Here is a 16,573-nt window from a genome sequence, read left to right as displayed (position 1 = left end):
ATCAATCTGCGTATCTCGTGCGTGACGCGCGTCTCGTGTTGGGCAGACCGTGGGCACGGATCCAGCTTTCTCATCCATTCCCTTAAGATTGAGAATATCGGTAGACCAGATGAAAAAGACCGCCCTTGATGCCATTGCGATACGCCCTGCCACTCCGGACGATGCAATGGCCATCGCCGAGCTTAAAGTGATCACTTGGCGGGATAGTTATGCCGGATTGATGCCGGACAGTGCGCTGGCCAGTCTGGACGCCCGGGCTGAAGCTCCCCATTGGCGCGACTGGCTGGAAGACACGACCTCCGGTCTCATTGCTCTGGTACTGGAAGAGGCAGGACATCTGATCGGCTATGGTCTTGCCGGCCCCATGCGCAAAGGGGATCGGGAAGGATCGGAAATTGATGCCGACGCGGAAATCTATGCGATCTACATCCATCCCGAACGCCAGCGTGCCGGCTTTGGCAAGCAGCTTTTCGCGGGACTGGCCGAGCGACTGATTGATGCAGGCTATGCCATGGCCGGCCTCTGGATGGTTGGCGGCAATGACAAGGCGGAGAATTTCTATCAGGCCATCGGCGGTGAGGAGCAAGGCAAGCGGGTCGAGATTGTCAATGGACGCATCGCGTTTCGAGAAAAGGGGTGGCTCTGGCGTGATCTGCGTCAGTTGCGGACGCGCCTGACCCTCAAATCCATCGCCTGACCCTTCCACGAGACACTGCTCTTGCAACAGACAATGCCAAGCGCACCATGTGAGGCCAAAAAGAAAACCCTCCGGCACAGCGAGGCCAGAGGGGTCTTGTCAGATCGAGCCTGCACCCGGTCGGGCAGGCGATCAAGGCTGCTTATTCAGCAAAGCCTTTGAGATACTCGATGACATTGTCGCGGTCTTTTTCTTTCTTCAGACCAGCAAATGCCATTTTGTTGCCTTTGATGAATTTCTTGGGCTTGGTCAGATAAGCGTGCAGATTGTCCGCGCTCCAAACAAAATCCGCTTCGGCTTCAGCTTTCTCGGTGAAGGCTTTGGAATATTTGAACCCTTCGACAGATGCGATCTTGCGGCCAACAATGCCATTGAGGATCGGGCCGACCTTATTCTTGGCTTTCTCGCCAACCTGATGGCAGGCTTTGCACTTTTTGAAGACTTTTTCGCCTTTTTTGGCATCGCCTTCAGCAAGGGCTGCACCGGTCATTGCAAGTACCGCGATCGCGGCAACGGAAACGAGACGCTTCATGTTTTGGTCCTTTGTAAGAGTTTGTCGTTCAGGACCCTATCCATCCTCGACCCCGAACACTTCATTTCTATATCGCATCAATTGCATGCTTGGATTAATGACAAACATCAAAAGCAACATTTTTTCTCCTTCGCGGCAAATTGCCGCTGCGTCAGCATGCCGAGATGCGACTTTGGCATGGGGAAGCTGTGGGGAACTTCTACGTAGATACCCACAGACGCCTATGCGCACCATATATTGTGTTTGTTGCAAGAATTTGTTCATGAAAATCGATACTTTGGGTTGCTTCTTGGTGATTTGTCACCCAAGCGCTGCGCAACTTTTCAGGGCATGTATGTATAATTGCCCTTGTTTAATGAGATTTTATCAATTCCCCGCGATAGTTAAGGCAAGCATGTCAAGTGGGGACGACAGAATGACGGCGACATTGCGGGTTCCTGAAATGGATCTCTATGCGATTTTCGAGAGAATGAGTGACGGGGTGATGATTGTGTCCGCTGCGGGCAGCGTCATTTATCGCAACGCGTCCATGTCCTCTTTGCCGGATTTCCTCCAGAATCATGTTCTTGACCACAATGGCAAGGTGAACGGGAGCGGCGGCCACGATCAGTGCTGGGAACCTGCTGCCGACAACTCACTGGAAGGCTGGACTGTGTCCTGCCATCCGGTCGGGTCCAACACCGCCTATATTTTCCGTCAGGATTGCCAGTTGGTTGAGCGCATCGAGCGACTGCGCGAAGAATTCAGCCGTCAGGTGGTTGATGGTGTCACACCAAGTCTGGCTGCCATGCAGGTCTTGCGCAAATTTGTTACCTCCCGATGGGTTGCCATTGGGACGAAGGATCCCGAGGTCGGAGCGGTGACCTTTGATGTGGCTTTTGACGGCGATAAAATCCGCTCGGGCATCATCCCCGATATCGCGCCGGACGATGATATGGACTTCTGCAGTTCGATCATCACCACCAGTGCCATTTCGAAATGCTTCGCCCGGCACGAGTTGGCCGAGGAACTGGGCATCAGGCATCTGGTTGGCGTGTCGCTCAAGGATATGCAGAAGGAATGCGTTGGCTTTGCGCTTCTGGCTGATGATCACGAACCGGGCAATGTCCATGAGACCGTAACCTTGTTGCGCGAAGTGCGAGCTCTGTATGGCCCCTTCTTTCAGGCTGACAATGCCCAGTTGGAGGCGCGGGTTGCGGTCGCTGAAGCCAATACCGATGCCCTGACCGGCAAAGGCAACCGCCGGGCCTGTGAAGCCTATTTGCAGGAATGCCTTGATGACATGGCTTTCGAAACCAAGGATTCACCGGTTCTTGCGATGTTCGATCCCAATGCCATGCGCAATGCCATCGTGATGTTGGTCGATGTTGATGGCTTCAAACGGATCAATGATAGTCTGGGGCACGAAGAAGGCGACCGTGCCCTGCGCCTTGTGGCGCAGCATTTGTCCGAAATCGACCCTGATAGCCGGGTCTTCCGTTTGGGCGGCGATGAATTCGTGCAGATTTTCCCGCGTGCCGGGGCGCTCGAGGCCGAGGACCTGCGCACAAAGATCAACGAAGTCGAGCAATCGCTGGCCGAGAAGGGGTTCGAGTCCTTCGGCCTGAGCATGGGGGTGGTCCACTTCTTCGAAGGCGATGGCTCCATGTCTTCGCTGACGACCCTTGCCGATGCCCGCATGTATCATGACAAGCGCCTACGTTCGGTTTCCTTCATCGAACTCGATATCTGATCCCACTCAACCGGTTTGACTGTTCCATGCTGCGGCTGGACCGTAGCTTTGATGCCATGCGTCGGTCCGTGAGATTGGATGCGGGCTTTCGTTTTTGGAGCCGTCGCAAAAAAAGGGCTTCCCGAAGGAAGCCCAGTTTACAGATCCAATGTGGATCTCTCTCTCAACTTTTTTGACTTTATAAATGCTATTGAAGAGGCGGTTTTAAATGACCACCACCTTGGTGCCGACACCGACCCGTTCATAAAGGTCCTGAACATCCTGATTGCGCATCCGGATACAGCCGGAGCTGACCGCCTGGCCGATGGACCAGGGCTCGTTGGAGCCGTGAATTCGGTACAGGGTGGACCCCAGATAGAGGGCGCGGGCACCAAGTGGATTGCGTGGACCACCTTCCATGAATTCAGGCAGACCCGGCTGACGGGCGCGCATTTCTGCCGGTGGCCGCCAGCTTGGCCATTCGGCCTTGCGGGTGATTTTGTGGGCGCCCGCCCATTCGAAGCCGGGACGTCCGACACCAACGCCATAGCGGCGGGCTGTGCCGTCCCGTTCAATCAGATAGAGATAGCGCTCATTGGTATTGACGATCACGGTCCCCGGCTTGTGCGGGCCTTGATAATCGACCACCGTGGGCAAGAAGCGTGGATCAATGGTGGGGGCGCGGCGTTTGGTCTTTTTCGCCGACAGCGCCTGTGTCCGACCTTGACGCGGTACGGAGGCATAATGCTTGCGATTGACCTTTGGCCGCACCTCTGTTGGAACGGCGCGGACCTGACCGGGACGCAACTGCATGATCCATGGATCGATCCGGTCAGCGCTCAGCATCACCGGCGGTGGCGGTGCATAGCGCAGGGAAGTGGCATCAGCGGGCGTGGAAATCACACCGCCGCTGCTCAGTGCAACAGCACAAAGAGAATAAACAAGACGCTTCATCGACAGACTCACAACACATTATCGACGTCATCCGGCGACTGAGCGGCCGGGGCGAATAGCTGACTTATGGAGCAAAATTCAAAGGATGCTCCCGAATTATGGATCTCAGTGTAGGCTTGAAACCAAACAAAAAGGTAAACAAAAGCTTGCTTGGATGCCTGAATGGAGTCAGCGTAAAGAAAGTGTAAAAAAAGGAAAAATTTACCAATATTCTTTACCAACCCGACGCGCGTGATCCAGACTGAGCGGAGTAAAACACCCTGTCAGGATGAGGCGCCTCTGCAGGTCAGAGGGCTTAGCGCGCGCCAACGATCCGTTTGGCTTCTTTAAGCAGGCGAGGGGTCATTGGACGCACCTGCCTTAAGGTCATGCCCGGTTTAACATCCGGATTATATAGCATATTCATGATCAGCCGGTCGTAACGGGTAAAGTGATCAAACGTGCTGGTATCATTGAAAACGGAGTGGATGAGGCTTGCATCATCGTTCAGGGGCCCCAGTCCTTGCAGGATTTCTTCCACCATGCAGCGGCGAAACAGGGAAAGGCCCTGATCCGATACGATCACCGCGTCCGAACGCAAGATGCCCGATCTGCGGGACAGAACCCGCACAATGCACTGCCCCGGCACCTCCATGTTGGCCTGGCCAAACACCTCATACCGCACCGTTTCCTCGTAATCTTTGGCATCGACTATATAAATACGGAAATTTGCATCCTTAGGAGTCCGGGCAAAGCGAACCTTCAGTCCGGGAATTTGTCTGGGCAGATTGCGCACAAACTGCCTGACTGTCTTCAGTCGATTGAGCCGGGCGCGATTGTCGATCCAGATCTTTACCGGTGTGACATATTTCTTGACCCGGTTCGTCTGGCTTCCCCAGCTAAGGGACCGGATTTCTGCCCCGAACACCGTCTTGTAAAACCCGTCGGCGATATCGGTGTCGGCAAAATTGGCAGCGTGCAAAACAGACCCTTGAACCGACAGGGTCAGGCAGGCAGCAGCCAGCATGATGCATGCCATCCGCTTGGCACCAATCACAAGCATGGCAAAAGGGAACGGCAATCTGTCGAACAATCGGAGCATCTGGGCATGTCTTACTGAATATCGGTCGCATTTGGACGGACTTTGCAACCCATCCAGGGAGGGCTGTCTGTCTGACTGGAAAAGACACTATCCAACAGACCGAAAAAAAGCCAGTCACCAGCCCAATCAAAAATCCGACAGGGGTCGGTCCGGTTTCTTCTCTTTGCTTGTTAGTCTTGCAGAAAGCAAACAGCACATATGGCACCACAGTGACAATCTTTGCGTCGATGGCAAGGAGTGAGAAAAGCAGCAAGATTTCTACAACGAATACAGGTAGATAAAAATTTCATTTTTCAGTTTCCAAAAACCCTATCTTAACGAAAGCCAAGATAGACTTCTGCAACGCAAGGATTACCCTTGATGAAAATAGTGCGGCCGCTCACTAAGTTTTTCTACTTATTAATAGGGCGGAGCGCATCCGAAGTATGATCTGTGGGAGTAAAGTGGAAATGGCGTTGGCTACGAAACCATTTCGAATCGAACAAATTCTGGGCGATGCCTTGCCACAAAAAACCTCAGCAGCCAATTCGGCGATGACGGGTGAGCAGCACAACCAGATCATGGCAGAGCTGGCAGCTCTTCGCTCCCTGATCGAGCCGGCTCAGGAACTCAACACCAATCTGGTGGAGACCTACCGCACCGAGATGAATGAAGCGCTGAAATTGAAAAAGGAGATGGACGAAATCTATGAAGCCATCGCCGAAACCAAGCGCGAAATTGCCACCCTGCATGTGAATGGCCTGCATTCCGCAGAGATGAACAGGGTCACCGACGAACTTGACGCCATTGTGCAGGGCACCGAGCAGGCGACCGAGCAGATTTTGGCCGCAGCCGAGACGATCGATGACAATGCCAACAAATTGTCCAAGGTTCTGACCGGTGAAGAAGACCAATGGACTCATGAAATTCAGGATAGCGTTGTCTTGATGTTCGAGGCCTGTAACTTTCAGGATCTCACCGGCCAGCGCATCACCAAGGTGGTCAATGTTCTGCGCTTCATCGAAGAGCGCATCGTCAGCATGATGGAAATCTGGGGCGGCATCGACCACTTCCAGGAAATCGAAGTGGACAATCCGTTGGCCAAGACCGGCGACGACGCACTGCTCAACGGCCCGGCTCTGGGGGGCGAAGAAGGTGTGGCCAGCCAGGACGACATCGACGCCCTGTTCGACTAAGTTCACAATCTGCAAAAAATGGTCTAAAAGCCCTAGGGACTATACCCTTGGGCTTTTTTTGTTGTTTGTTCCGTCTCGGAAGAAGCAGAAAGAAACAAGCTTCCTCTTGCCCAGACAAGACCATACTGGTCGTGCCCGGACGTGCTGTTTGACCACCGGAGACTGACATGCCGCCTTTTGCCAAGCGTTTGGTATCGCTTCTTCCCCGCTTTCTTTTGTCCCTCATCCTGATCATTTATATGGCCAACATTGCCTGGCCATATCTCTATCGGGAATCGGATCAGGACGCGTGCAGTTTTGGCCCGGTCACCAATGAACAATATCGAGCCTATCTGGCAGACGTGAAACAGCGAGCAAAAGACTATTGGCCTCCGCTTCCTGACGGGTCTCACCCATGGCCGGTCGATGATGTGATGCACAAGTCGCTGGCCTACCGCTTGAATGATGCGGTTGAGGGCCTTGATGGCTTCTATCACCGCCTTGCCATGTCGCATGCCGTTCTGCGGGCCGTGGGCATGCGTGTGCGGGAAAAGCAGAGCGACGCCAACAACAGGGCCACCCTCGACGATGCTGGCAATGCCAACAGCCTGCGCTATGTTTACGCCTTCACCTCTCCCAACTATACGCTCATTCCGATGCGCATGTTCCGTTTTGATGGCAAGGGAACCTTGTCCTTCATTGGCGGGCAGGAAACGGGGCAATCACTCAAGAAAGCGGTGACTGCCAAGACCGATGATGGTCGGATCGCCTTCACCTTCGAGGAGATGGGCTTCCTCAAAAGCGATCCAACCGATAGATCGGATCTGACCTTCTTGCCGCGTCTGGTCGACTATGACAAGACCTATCGTCCATGTCCCAAGATGCCGGATGAAGCATGGGTCGCTGCCTATGAGGCAACACGATCCGTAGCCAATGAGGCGGCGCCCATCAACGTCCCGCAAGCCCCCTCGGAATAGCACCAAGCGCATCATCGGTCCGCCCTGCGTCGATCTGGTTCGGTCCGCGCGTGCGCCTGATTGACTCCATAACGGAATCACAATAAGAACAAAGGCGGAACGTGTGCGCTGATTGAGCGGGGGAAGCACAATGGCAGATCAACAGGCAGACAACGGACTGATCATCGGTGAAGATGGCAAGGCGCGATGCTGGTGGCACGGTGGTAAACCCGATTATCAGGCCTATCATGACGACGAATGGGGCCACCCGGTTGCCGATGACCGGACACTTTTCGAGAAGATCTGCCTTGAAGGCTTTCAGTCAGGGCTGAGCTGGTACACGATCCTCAAGAAGCGCGAGAATTTTCGCGCCGCCTTTGCCAATTTCGACATGGACAAGGTGGCAGCCTTCTCCGAGGCCGACATTGAGCGCTGTCTTGCCGATGCGGGCATCGTCCGTCACCGCAAAAAGATTGAAAGCACCATCAACAATGCCAAACGGGCGCAGGAATTGCGCCGCGAGTTCGGCTCGCTGGCAGCCTATTTCTGGGCCCATGAACCCGGTGCCTCAGATCGTCCAGACCGCCCGATCTATGAAGAACTGGTCAAGCTCAGCCAAACCGACATTTCGAAAGCCATTTCCAAAGATCTGAAAAAGCGTGGATGGTCCTTTGTCGGCCCGACCACCATTTATGCCTTCATGCAGGCCATGGGACTGGTCAATGATCATGTTGAAGGCTGCTATTGTCGTGACGTGATCGAGGGTGAACGCGACAGCTTCACACGGCCCAATGCGGCCTGATCACCCAAAGCCGGTTTTGAGGCCTGTGGCAATGCAACCATTTGCTTTGCTTTGCATTTGATATAAGAGTGTAGGTAAATCTACTTTGCTGTTGCGATCGACAACTCCCTCTGTTCACTGATCGGATCAGCAAGGTAACACATCGTTCAAACCAGAAGCAGTTTTAGCATGAATGAGTTGATCAACGAACTGGGGGCCTATGCACCCCTTATTATCAATGTCGTCAAGGCCTTCACCTTCCTGATCATTGGCTATCTGGTGGCTGGAATGGCCGGACGGATTGTCCGCAATCGCCTTTCGCGCATACGCCGCTTTGATCAGACCCTTGTCAGTTTCGCCTCGTCTATGGTTCGTTGGCTCATTCTGGCCTTTGTCGGCATCGCTGTCCTTCAGCTTTTCGGGTTTCAGGCAACCAGCCTTGTCGCGGTCTTGGGTGCAGCATCTTTGGCCATTGGTCTTGCCTTGCAGGGCACCTTGAGCGATGTGGCATCTGGCGTCATGCTGATCATCTTTCGCCATTACAAAATGGGCGACTATGTCGACATTGGCGGCACGGCTGGCACGATCAAGGATATCAATCTGTTCGTGACCGAGATGGCGACGCCGGACAATGTGCAGATCATCATGCCCAATTCCAAAGCATGGGGATCGATTGTCACCAATTATTCCGCTCATCCGGTCCGCCGCTGTGATTTCGTCTTTGGCATCGATTATGACGACGATATGGACAAGGCCATGCAAGTCCTTCTCGATCTGGCCAATGCGGATGAGCGCGTCCATCAGGAGCCTGCCCCATGGGTACGGGTGACCAATCTGGGGGATTCCTCGGTCGATCTGACGGTCCGCCTCTGGTGCGCGGCGGCTGATTATTGGGAGCTGAAATTCGCCTTCATTAAGGCCACCAAGGAAGCCTTTGATGCCAATGGTATTTCCATTCCCTATCCCCATCAGGTTGAAGTCCTCAAAGAGGCCAAAGGCGAAGCACCGCAAGGCTGACCGGCGCGAGAGCCTTTCACCGACTTCTCGAATTGCGAAGGCTGCGCCTTGAGGCGCTGCCTTTGTCATGTCTGCGCAACCTTTTGCTGATACGGCAAAGTGATGATGCTTGTCGACAAGCGAGAGAAAATCGGGTCTTTGCGCCAATTGTTTCTGGCTAAAACCTTGTCGCGCCTTGAGTGATGGGCTAGGGAAGAGACCGAACAGGGTGCATTTGTGGATCTGGCAGGTTTTCGCCGCTCCAACAAAGGCAGCCTGAACCTCTTTCAACCCGAACGAAGTGACGTCCAATCATGGCCCAGAACAAGGCAAACAAGAAAAAGCCCAACAAGCTCAAGGCCCGCCTGCCGCGCGGATTTGTGGATCGGACTGCCGAAGACATTCGCGCAACCGAAGACATGCTCGCAAAGATCAAGGCCGTCTATGAGCATCATGGCTTTGACCCGATTGAGACGCCTACCTTCGAATATACCGATTGTCTGGGCAAGTTCCTGCCCGACACCGATCGCCCCAATGCCGGTGTCTTCTCCGTGCAGGATGATGACGAACAATGGATGAGCCTGCGTTATGATCTGACCGCGCCAATGGCCCGTCACGTCGCGGAAAATATCAACGAAATCCAGCTGCCATACCGCACCTATCGCGTCGGTTATGTCTATCGCAACGAAAAGCCGGGGCCGGGCCGCTTCCGCCAATTCATGCAGTTTGACGCCGACACCGTCGGCGCGCCGGGCGTCCAGACCGATGCCGAAGCCTGCATGATGATGGCCGACACGATGGAAGCCTTGGGCATCGAACGCGGCAACTATGTCATCCGCGTCAACAACCGCAAGGTGCTTGATGGCGTAATGGACGAAATCGGCTTTGGTGGCGATGAGCATGTCGAAGGCCGCCTGACGGTGCTGCGGGCGGTTGACAAGCTCGACAAATTCGGCCCCGAAGGGGTTCGCCTTTTGCTTGGCGAAGGCCGCAAGGATGAGTCCGGCGACTTCACCAAGGGCGCAGGCCTCAGCGCCGAGAATGTCGAGAAAGTGATTGCTTTCACTGAAGGCACGCTGGAAATGGACAATGACGGCACCCGCGAACTCGAAGTCATGCAGCAGATTTTCGATGCCTGCGGTTATGGCAAGGACCGCATCCTGATTGACCCATCTGTCGTCCGCGGCCTCGAATACTATACCGGCCCGGTCTATGAGGCCGAGTTGCTGTTTGATGTGACCAACGAAAAGGGCGAAGTGGTTCAGTTTGGCTCTGTCGGCGGTGGCGGTCGCTATGACGGCCTCGTTAAGCGCTTTGTTGGCCGTGATGTGCCTGCCACCGGCTTCTCCATCGGCGTTTCCCGCCTGATGACCGCGCTGAAAAATCTCGGCAAACTCGGCAATGACCCAATGGTCGCCCCGGTTCTGGTCACCGTCATGGATGGCGACGTGGAAAGCCTCGGCCATTACATGAAAATGGTGCAGGACCTGCGTGCCGCAGGCATCCGGGCAGAGCTTTATCAGGGCAACTGGAAGAAATTCGGCAATCAGCTGAAATATGCCGACAAGCGCGATTGTCCGCTGGCCATCATTCAGGGCTCGGACGAGAAAGAAAAAGGCATCGTTCAGATCAAGGATCTTGAAGAGGGCAAGCGCCTGTCCGCCGAGATCGAGGACAATGCCACCTGGCGCGAAAGCCGCCCGGCACAGGTCGAAGTGGCCACTGCCGATCTGGTGGATACCGTCAAGAAGATGCTGGCCGACCAAGCCGCCGACCGCTCTGCAGCCAACGCTGCCGGGTGAATTCGGCTCAGCGGCTACAGGGGCCGCCAAGATCCCCGGGCAACCGGGTAAGGAGATGACATGACCTATATGACCGATGCCATGCGGGCCGAGCTGACCGAGCAATTTGCAGCCGTAGGTGCCACCGCAATCGATCTGCCGGTGCTGTTTCATGCCGATGTCTTTGTCGATCTGATCGGGGAAGACATCCGTCGCAGGCTCTATGTGGCCCCCGGTGCCAATGGCGAAGCCATGGCGCTGCGGCCCGAATTCACCATTCCTGCCTGCCTGCACCATCTCTCCTCGGCCCCGATTGATCAAGTTGCCAATTATGCCTGTGTTGGTCCGGTCTTCCGCCAGCGTGGCGACGATCTGCCCGGCGAAAGCTGGCAGGCGGGCCTTGAACAGTTCGACCCTGAAGGTGGTGTTAGCTTTGACGCCAACAGCCTCACCGGGGCCTTGAAGCTTGTCGAAAGCTTGTCGAACCGCACCCCGATTGTCACCATTGGCGACAATGCGCTCTTCTCGGCCTTGTTGACGGCGCTGGAAACGCCAACCGTTTGGCAGCGCCGCCTTGAAGGGGCGTTCGGCGACCGGACATTGCTCGACAAGATGCTCAAGCGCCTGGCTCAGGGTGGGGCGGATGATCAGGACGCCTCTGCCGGTCTTGCCCGTATTCTCGAAGGCAAGGATCCTGCCGCCGTGCGCGACGCAGTCGAGGAAATGCTCGATATTGCAGGCCTTGCGGCGGTTGGCGGACGGTCTGTCGGCGACATTGCCGAGCGTTACATGGAAAAGGCCGAGCTGGCAGCCAATGCAGGCTGGGACGCTGGGAAAATCGACACCATCTCTCGCTATCTCGCCATTTCCGGTTCGCTTGATGACAGCCTGTCTCAGTTGCAAGCCTTTGATGCGGCTGAAGGCAATCCGTTGGGAGGCGCCTTGAGCCAGTTTGCCGAGCGCGTTGATGCGATCAAGGCGTCTGTTGCTTCCGATGCACCCATCTGCTTCAAGGCCGATTTCGGCCGCCGCCTCGATTACTATTCCGGCTTCAATTACGAGCTGAATTTTGAAGGCGAAGCCAGCCCGGTTGCCGGTGGCGGGCGCTATGATCGCCTGCTGGGCCTGTTGGCCCCGCGCGTTGATGCAAATCTTTCGCTCGAGGCCCTGCCTGCCATCGGGTTTGTGATCTGGCTGGATCGTTTGAACAAAGCTGAGGGCTAGGGAAGATTATCATGAGCAAGTCACCTCTCATCATCGCCGTGCCCTCCAAAGGCCGCCTGCAAGAAAACGCCAACGCCTTCTTCGCCCGTGCTGGGCTGAAAGTCGCCCGTCCCGGCGGAGCACGCAATTATCGCGGTCACCTCAAAGGCATCGACAATGTCGAAATCGCCTTCCTGTCAGCCTCTGAAATTGCCAAGGAACTGAAGGCCGGCTCCGTCCATCTTGGGGTGACGGGCGAGGATCTGATCCGCGAGCATCTGACCACGCCGGAGCGCTATGTCGATCTGTTGATCAAGCTCGGTTTTGGCCACGCCAATGTGGTGATCGCCCTGCCCAAGGCATGGATCGACGTCCGCACCATGGAAGATCTCGGCGACGTTGCCATCGACATGCCGGCCCGCTACGGCCACCGGCTGCGGGTCGCGACCAAATATATCAACCTGACCCGCAGCTTCTTTGCCAGCCACGGCATCGTCGATTACAAGATCGTCGAAAGCCTTGGCGCGACCGAAGGGGCTCCGGCAGCAGGCTCCGCAGATGTGATTGTCGACATCACCTCGACCGGCTCGACCCTTGAAGCCAACAATCTCAAGATCTTGGACGATGGTGTCATCTTGCGCTCCGAGGCCAATCTGGTCGCCTCCCTCACGGCGGACTGGTCCGAAGAGGCCCGCCTTGCCTTGAGCGAAATTCTCGATCGCATTCAGGCCGAGGAAGCTGCCCGCACCCGGCGCGAAATCACCGCCGCCCATTTTGATGCCGCCTCTGTCAGTCAGCAGATTTGTGATGAATTTGCCGACGCCAATGTCTATGCGCCGCTCGGCCATGGGGAAGGGTTCGTCACATTGCATGCGCCCGAAGGCTTCGTCTATCCGATCGCCGCACGCCTCAGGGCTTTGGGGGCGACGGAAGTGTCGGTCAAAAGCCTCGATTATATTTTCGAAGCCTCCAATCCGCTGTTTGATCACCTGATCGCGCGCCTCGACGACTAGGCTTTTTGCCGAAGCCTTGATTTCGACTCAAAGCTCTGGCTTCAAGGGAAGCGAAATCGGCTCGTCAGAATCATGCAAGCACGCCTGTGCCTTGGTTTTGACGCGTCCAAGCGGATCCATCGGGCACAAACAGCGGACCTATCCATGCAGCAGCCTTTCTTGCTTTCTCGTCGTCGGGCCTTGCAACTGGCTGCCGGTTCTCTTGCTGCGCCTGCCTTGATCAAGGCCGACATCGTCAATGCCGCTGATCTGGATCGGGCGATTGGGCGTCTGATCATGATCGGCTTTTCCGGCAAGAGCGCCAAGGGTCGTTTTGCCCGCTCCATTGCCAATCATGTGGCAAAGGGCAGGGCCTCTTCAGTCGTCTATCTCTCGGGCAATATTGGCTCGGGTCGTGATGTGCAGGGGCTGAACAACCTGTTTCACAATGCCAAGGTCACCCATATTGCCGTTGATCATGAAGGTGGGGCTGTTCAGCGCCTGCGCGAGAAGCAGGGCTTCACGCGTCTACCGTCTGCCTTGCGTGTCGCCCAGACAAGAGATGTGGCGGGTGCAGAAAAACTTTATGGAGTGGCGGCCCGCGAACTGGCCAAAATGGGCTTCACGCTCAATCTGGGCCCCGTTGCAGATCTTCATCGTGCCTACAATCCTGTCATAGGCCGCAACCTGCGCGCCTATAGCGCTGATGCTGATACGGTTGTCGCCTATGCGGCTGCCTTCATCCGCGCCCATCGCCGCTATGGCATCAACACGTCCCTGAAGCACTTTCCCGGCCACGGCCTGTCCAACAAGGACAGCCATAACGGCTTTGTCGACATTCGCGACAGTTGGGATCCGGAGGAGCTGAAACCTTTCTCCTTGCTGGTCCGACAGGGGCTGGCCGACATCATCATGACCGGTCATCTCTATGTACGGATTTCCCAGCAGGACAATGGTGAATTGACCACATTCTCACGGACCCTGATCCGGGATGTGCTGCAGCGGGGCCTGCAATTCAAGGGTTTGACCATGACTGACGACCTCGATATGGGAGCCGTGCGCAAGGTCGCCAAACCCCGTGAAGCGGTGCTCAGAGCAGTGGAAGCGGGTTATGACTTGCTGCTTTTATCCAACAGTCTCAAGCCCGACCCGGATCACCCGGCCGAAGCGGTCGATTGGATCCGCTCGGCCATCCGCGAGGGGCGCATTCAGGAAGGTCGGATTTTCCAATCGGCAGACAAAATCCAGCGCTCCCGCTCAACCTGATGAAGACAGACCGAGCTGAGGGTGCGTTGAGACCCGTGCACACAGTTGGATCAACGGGGCTGACGGGCAATACCGCGCGCAAGCGGAGCATAATGAAAAACCAAAGCCGCAAACAGGGTTTCGTCAATCGCACAACCCAGACCGGCATCAATCAACCGGACGCATTGGCTGACGCGCTCCCGCAGCGCTTCGAGGGACAGATTGTTCTGTGCGCCCAGATCATAGGCAGATCGCCAGGACAACACCCGCGCCTTGAACCCAGCCTCGAGAATGGTGCGTACCGCCCGTTCATAGGCGGTCGCATCGACAGGTGCTTTCAGGGGAGATGAAATCCGTTTTCCATGTCCTTGTGCCAGAATGGAATCGGACTCTGCAGAATGGTGACGATCGAAATCGGCTGCTTCAAACATTTTTGTTCCTTCCTTGCATGTCAAAGCGCCTGGTGCACCTGACACGGTTTGGAAGACTGGCGACGATATGGGAATATCCGCGTGTTTGCGCCATCTTCGCGGTCTGCAAAGATGCCGCCACATCCCGTAATAGGTGCCACCTTGCCGCGGTTGGCAGGTTGGCGAGGGCGCCAGCCCTTCTCATGATGATGGCCAAACCATACGGCGACATTGCGGCCAGATCAAGGTGGTTTAATGAAGAAGCGGTTGTTCAGGCTGTTGGCGTGGCGCAAGGGCAACAGTTAACAAAAAGAGGCCGTCGTTGCCGACGACCTCTCGTGACGGTTAGATGTGGGGACCGTCTTGGGAGAAACCGCGCTCCTATACGGCATCGATTTGGGGGACAAATGCCGGTCGGGCAGTCTTGGTTTCTCCGTGTTTCAGTATATTTTACAGGAGATCACTTTTCCATAGTAAAAGTGGTTCTACGGGGAAATTCTTGAAAAAGGCCAGATTTTTTCCTTATCAAGTTAGGAGAAAAGTGTATTTAATAGTCAATAAAAAGAATATCTATAAAAATACAGGAAAATAATTTTATGATATTTATAAATTGACAGTATTGTGATTTGATAAAAACATATTTTAATTTTGTTCAGTGATGTATGGCTGTAATTATGACTTTAGTTATTGTTAAATGATTTTTTTTAAACTGAAAAATTAATTGATAGGCTGAAATTGGGCTGTGCATTGGAATGCTGAGAGTTAAGGTGGGGTTTAGTCCTGAATTTACTATTGTTTTTATTTACACGAACAATTGGGCGCGCGGAAAAATAACCTCATATATGAGAAGGCGAAGATTTGAGTATGACGTAAGTGGATTGGAATTTAAATACCAATTTCTTCACTCAAATCTCAGGACCCATGGTCGCATGCAGGTTTCCTGCCGAAATATTGAGACCATCCTGCATTTGGAATGGTCTGTCTTGTAAGCCCAATTTGTTGACCAGACCCGATCGCCTTGCCCAGTTGTCAAAAGGTGTTTTTAACAGTTCTGAACCCGCCGCTTCGGAAATAAGTCGATATCGCCTTGTACGCACGAAGAAAAATAGGTCTCGCGTTGAGGTCAACGAATCATTCCGGCCCGAAAACACATATTGCACAGGTTCGATCAAGAGCCTATTGATGCTGCGGAATAGAAGCGCCAACTGACCATCAATATGAAACGGTTTATGTCTGGAGATGGGTCGAGTTGCACTGGCATGGTGCCCAAACCGGCTGAAGAATGAAAAGGACTCGCCTTGCTCTGTGCTCTGGACTATGCGATGACCGATGGCATCAACAAGGCCGTTCTGCAGCTCGTGCGGCATCAGGTTCTCGGAGCGGTTGCCTGTCTGCCTGTGTCGGACCTTTGGCCCCAGAGTGCTCGGCTCTTGCGCGAGGAGGTGGTCGAAAATCCGGCTCTGTCAGCTGTCATCGGAATGCATCTGAGCCTGACAGGCGCATTCTCTCCGTTGAGCAGTGGCTTTGCTCCAGCCAACCGCCTTTCTGAGGGATCACTGCCGCGTCGGCAGGATCTGATTGCTGCCGCGCGGTTTGGCGGGTTGGATGCGCGCATTTTGGAAGGGGAGTTCCGTACCCAGATCAAGCGATTCATTGCGCATATGGGCAGATCGCCGGCTTTCATTCTGTTGGAAGAGGCCATCATAATGTTTGCACCGGCAGTGTTGGGAGCGACTGCCAGTCTGGGGCATTTCAATCTCGGATCCATTGCCATGGTTGTGCCCACCCTGTCACGGCCCGGTGGTTTGCGTGAAAGAATGGCACGCCGTTTCGTTTGGCATAGCGATCTGCATCAGGCCCAGAGCTGGAACCGCCGGATGCTGGTGGAAGTCAAACAGTTCAAACGACTGCCTCAGAAATCCAGCTGGCGACAAGACACCCAGATATGGTACGCAGTGCGCCCCTCTCTTGACGAGGAACGTGACCGGGCTCGGCTCGAGCGTTTTGACAATGACCCGGGAAGGCGTTTTGATCAAATGGATTGGTTCAACACCTAGAATACTGGCTTGCGGGAAAGAAA

Annotated in this window: 15 protein-coding genes and 1 riboswitch; of the genes, 11 read left to right on the top strand and 4 right to left on the bottom strand. The window is 54.9% G+C overall.

What is annotated here, in order from left to right:
- The first annotated feature begins 109 nt into the window (after positions 1–109).
- Complete coding sequence (locus FDK21_RS12855; RefSeq protein ID WP_138148875.1) at positions 110–697, top strand: GNAT family N-acetyltransferase; 588 nt, start codon at positions 110–112, stop codon at positions 695–697.
- A 142-nt stretch (positions 698–839) separates the two neighbouring features.
- On the opposite strand, the gene FDK21_RS12850 is transcribed toward FDK21_RS12855, so the two are convergent.
- Positions 840–1,229 carry a cytochrome c family protein gene (locus FDK21_RS12850; protein WP_138148873.1) on the bottom strand — a complete coding sequence of 130 codons (390 nt, stop codon included), beginning with the start codon at positions 1,227–1,229 and terminating at the stop codon, positions 840–842.
- Between the two features lie 415 nt (positions 1,230–1,644).
- Between FDK21_RS12850 and FDK21_RS20950 the strand changes: the two genes are divergently transcribed.
- On the top strand, positions 1,645–2,961 hold the full coding sequence (locus FDK21_RS20950) for a GGDEF domain-containing protein (protein WP_157967657.1): 1,317 nt from the start codon (positions 1,645–1,647) through the stop codon (positions 2,959–2,961).
- 204 nt (positions 2,962–3,165) lie between these two features.
- Here the strand turns inward: FDK21_RS20950 and FDK21_RS12840 are convergent, their stop codons facing one another.
- A complete protein-coding gene (locus tag FDK21_RS12840; RefSeq protein ID WP_114009800.1) occupies positions 3,166–3,894 on the bottom strand; it encodes a L,D-transpeptidase in 729 nt (242 codons plus the stop codon).
- A 295-nt stretch (positions 3,895–4,189) separates the two neighbouring features.
- Positions 4,190–4,975, bottom strand: a complete 786-nt coding sequence (locus FDK21_RS12835; RefSeq protein ID WP_114009802.1) for a DUF2927 domain-containing protein — start codon at positions 4,973–4,975, stop codon at positions 4,190–4,192.
- 449 nt (positions 4,976–5,424) lie between these two features.
- On the opposite strand from FDK21_RS12835, the gene FDK21_RS12830 reads away from it, so the two are divergent.
- From FDK21_RS12830 to FDK21_RS12795, 8 genes are all read left to right on the top strand, one after another.
- Positions 5,425–6,150: a protein phosphatase CheZ gene (locus tag FDK21_RS12830; protein WP_114009803.1), complete on the top strand. Its 726-nt coding sequence runs from the start codon at positions 5,425–5,427 to the stop codon at positions 6,148–6,150.
- 167 nt (positions 6,151–6,317) lie between these two features.
- A complete protein-coding gene (locus FDK21_RS12825) occupies positions 6,318–7,106 on the top strand; it encodes a hypothetical protein (protein ID WP_138148870.1) in 789 nt (262 codons plus the stop codon).
- A gap of 130 nt (positions 7,107–7,236) precedes the next feature.
- Positions 7,237–7,887, top strand: coding sequence for a DNA-3-methyladenine glycosylase I (locus tag FDK21_RS12820; protein ID WP_114009805.1), 651 nt, complete (start codon positions 7,237–7,239; stop codon positions 7,885–7,887).
- 168 nt (positions 7,888–8,055) lie between these two features.
- The gene (locus tag FDK21_RS12815) at positions 8,056–8,883 is read left to right on the top strand and encodes a mechanosensitive ion channel domain-containing protein (RefSeq protein WP_138148868.1); all 828 of its coding nucleotides are present in this window, start codon (positions 8,056–8,058) and stop codon (positions 8,881–8,883) included.
- 293 nt (positions 8,884–9,176) lie between these two features.
- On the top strand, positions 9,177–10,664 hold the full coding sequence (gene hisS / locus FDK21_RS12810; protein ID WP_138148866.1) for a histidine--tRNA ligase: 1,488 nt from the start codon (positions 9,177–9,179) through the stop codon (positions 10,662–10,664).
- Positions 10,665–10,724: 60 nt separating this feature from the next.
- Positions 10,725–11,867: an ATP phosphoribosyltransferase regulatory subunit gene (locus FDK21_RS12805; protein WP_138148864.1), complete on the top strand. Its 1,143-nt coding sequence runs from the start codon at positions 10,725–10,727 to the stop codon at positions 11,865–11,867.
- A gap of 11 nt (positions 11,868–11,878) precedes the next feature.
- The gene (hisG, locus tag FDK21_RS12800; RefSeq protein ID WP_138148862.1) at positions 11,879–12,859 is read left to right on the top strand and encodes an ATP phosphoribosyltransferase; all 981 of its coding nucleotides are present in this window, start codon (positions 11,879–11,881) and stop codon (positions 12,857–12,859) included.
- A 144-nt stretch (positions 12,860–13,003) separates the two neighbouring features.
- Complete coding sequence (locus FDK21_RS12795; RefSeq protein ID WP_171022071.1) at positions 13,004–14,104, top strand: glycoside hydrolase family 3 N-terminal domain-containing protein; 1,101 nt, start codon at positions 13,004–13,006, stop codon at positions 14,102–14,104.
- Between the two features lie 50 nt (positions 14,105–14,154).
- Here FDK21_RS12795 and FDK21_RS12790 read toward each other — a convergent pair whose 3' ends face one another.
- Complete coding sequence (locus FDK21_RS12790; RefSeq protein ID WP_138148858.1) at positions 14,155–14,514, bottom strand: hypothetical protein; 360 nt, start codon at positions 14,512–14,514, stop codon at positions 14,155–14,157.
- Between the two features lie 82 nt (positions 14,515–14,596).
- Positions 14,597–14,708, bottom strand: a riboswitch (SAM-I-IV-variant riboswitch).
- A gap of 1,083 nt (positions 14,709–15,791) precedes the next feature.
- On the opposite strand from FDK21_RS12790, the gene FDK21_RS12785 reads away from it, so the two are divergent.
- Positions 15,792–16,550 (top strand): ChbG/HpnK family deacetylase, encoded by a 759-nt coding sequence (locus FDK21_RS12785; protein WP_138148856.1) that lies wholly within the window; start codon positions 15,792–15,794, stop codon positions 16,548–16,550.
- Positions 16,551–16,573: the final 23 nt, after the last annotated feature.

The organism is Cohaesibacter sp. CAU 1516, assembly GCF_005771485.1.
In the GTDB taxonomy this organism is placed as follows: domain Bacteria; phylum Pseudomonadota; class Alphaproteobacteria; order Rhizobiales; family Cohaesibacteraceae; genus Cohaesibacter; species Cohaesibacter intestini.
Note: the sequence above shows the minus strand (reverse complement) of the source record. Positions and strands in the feature narration are given on the sequence as shown.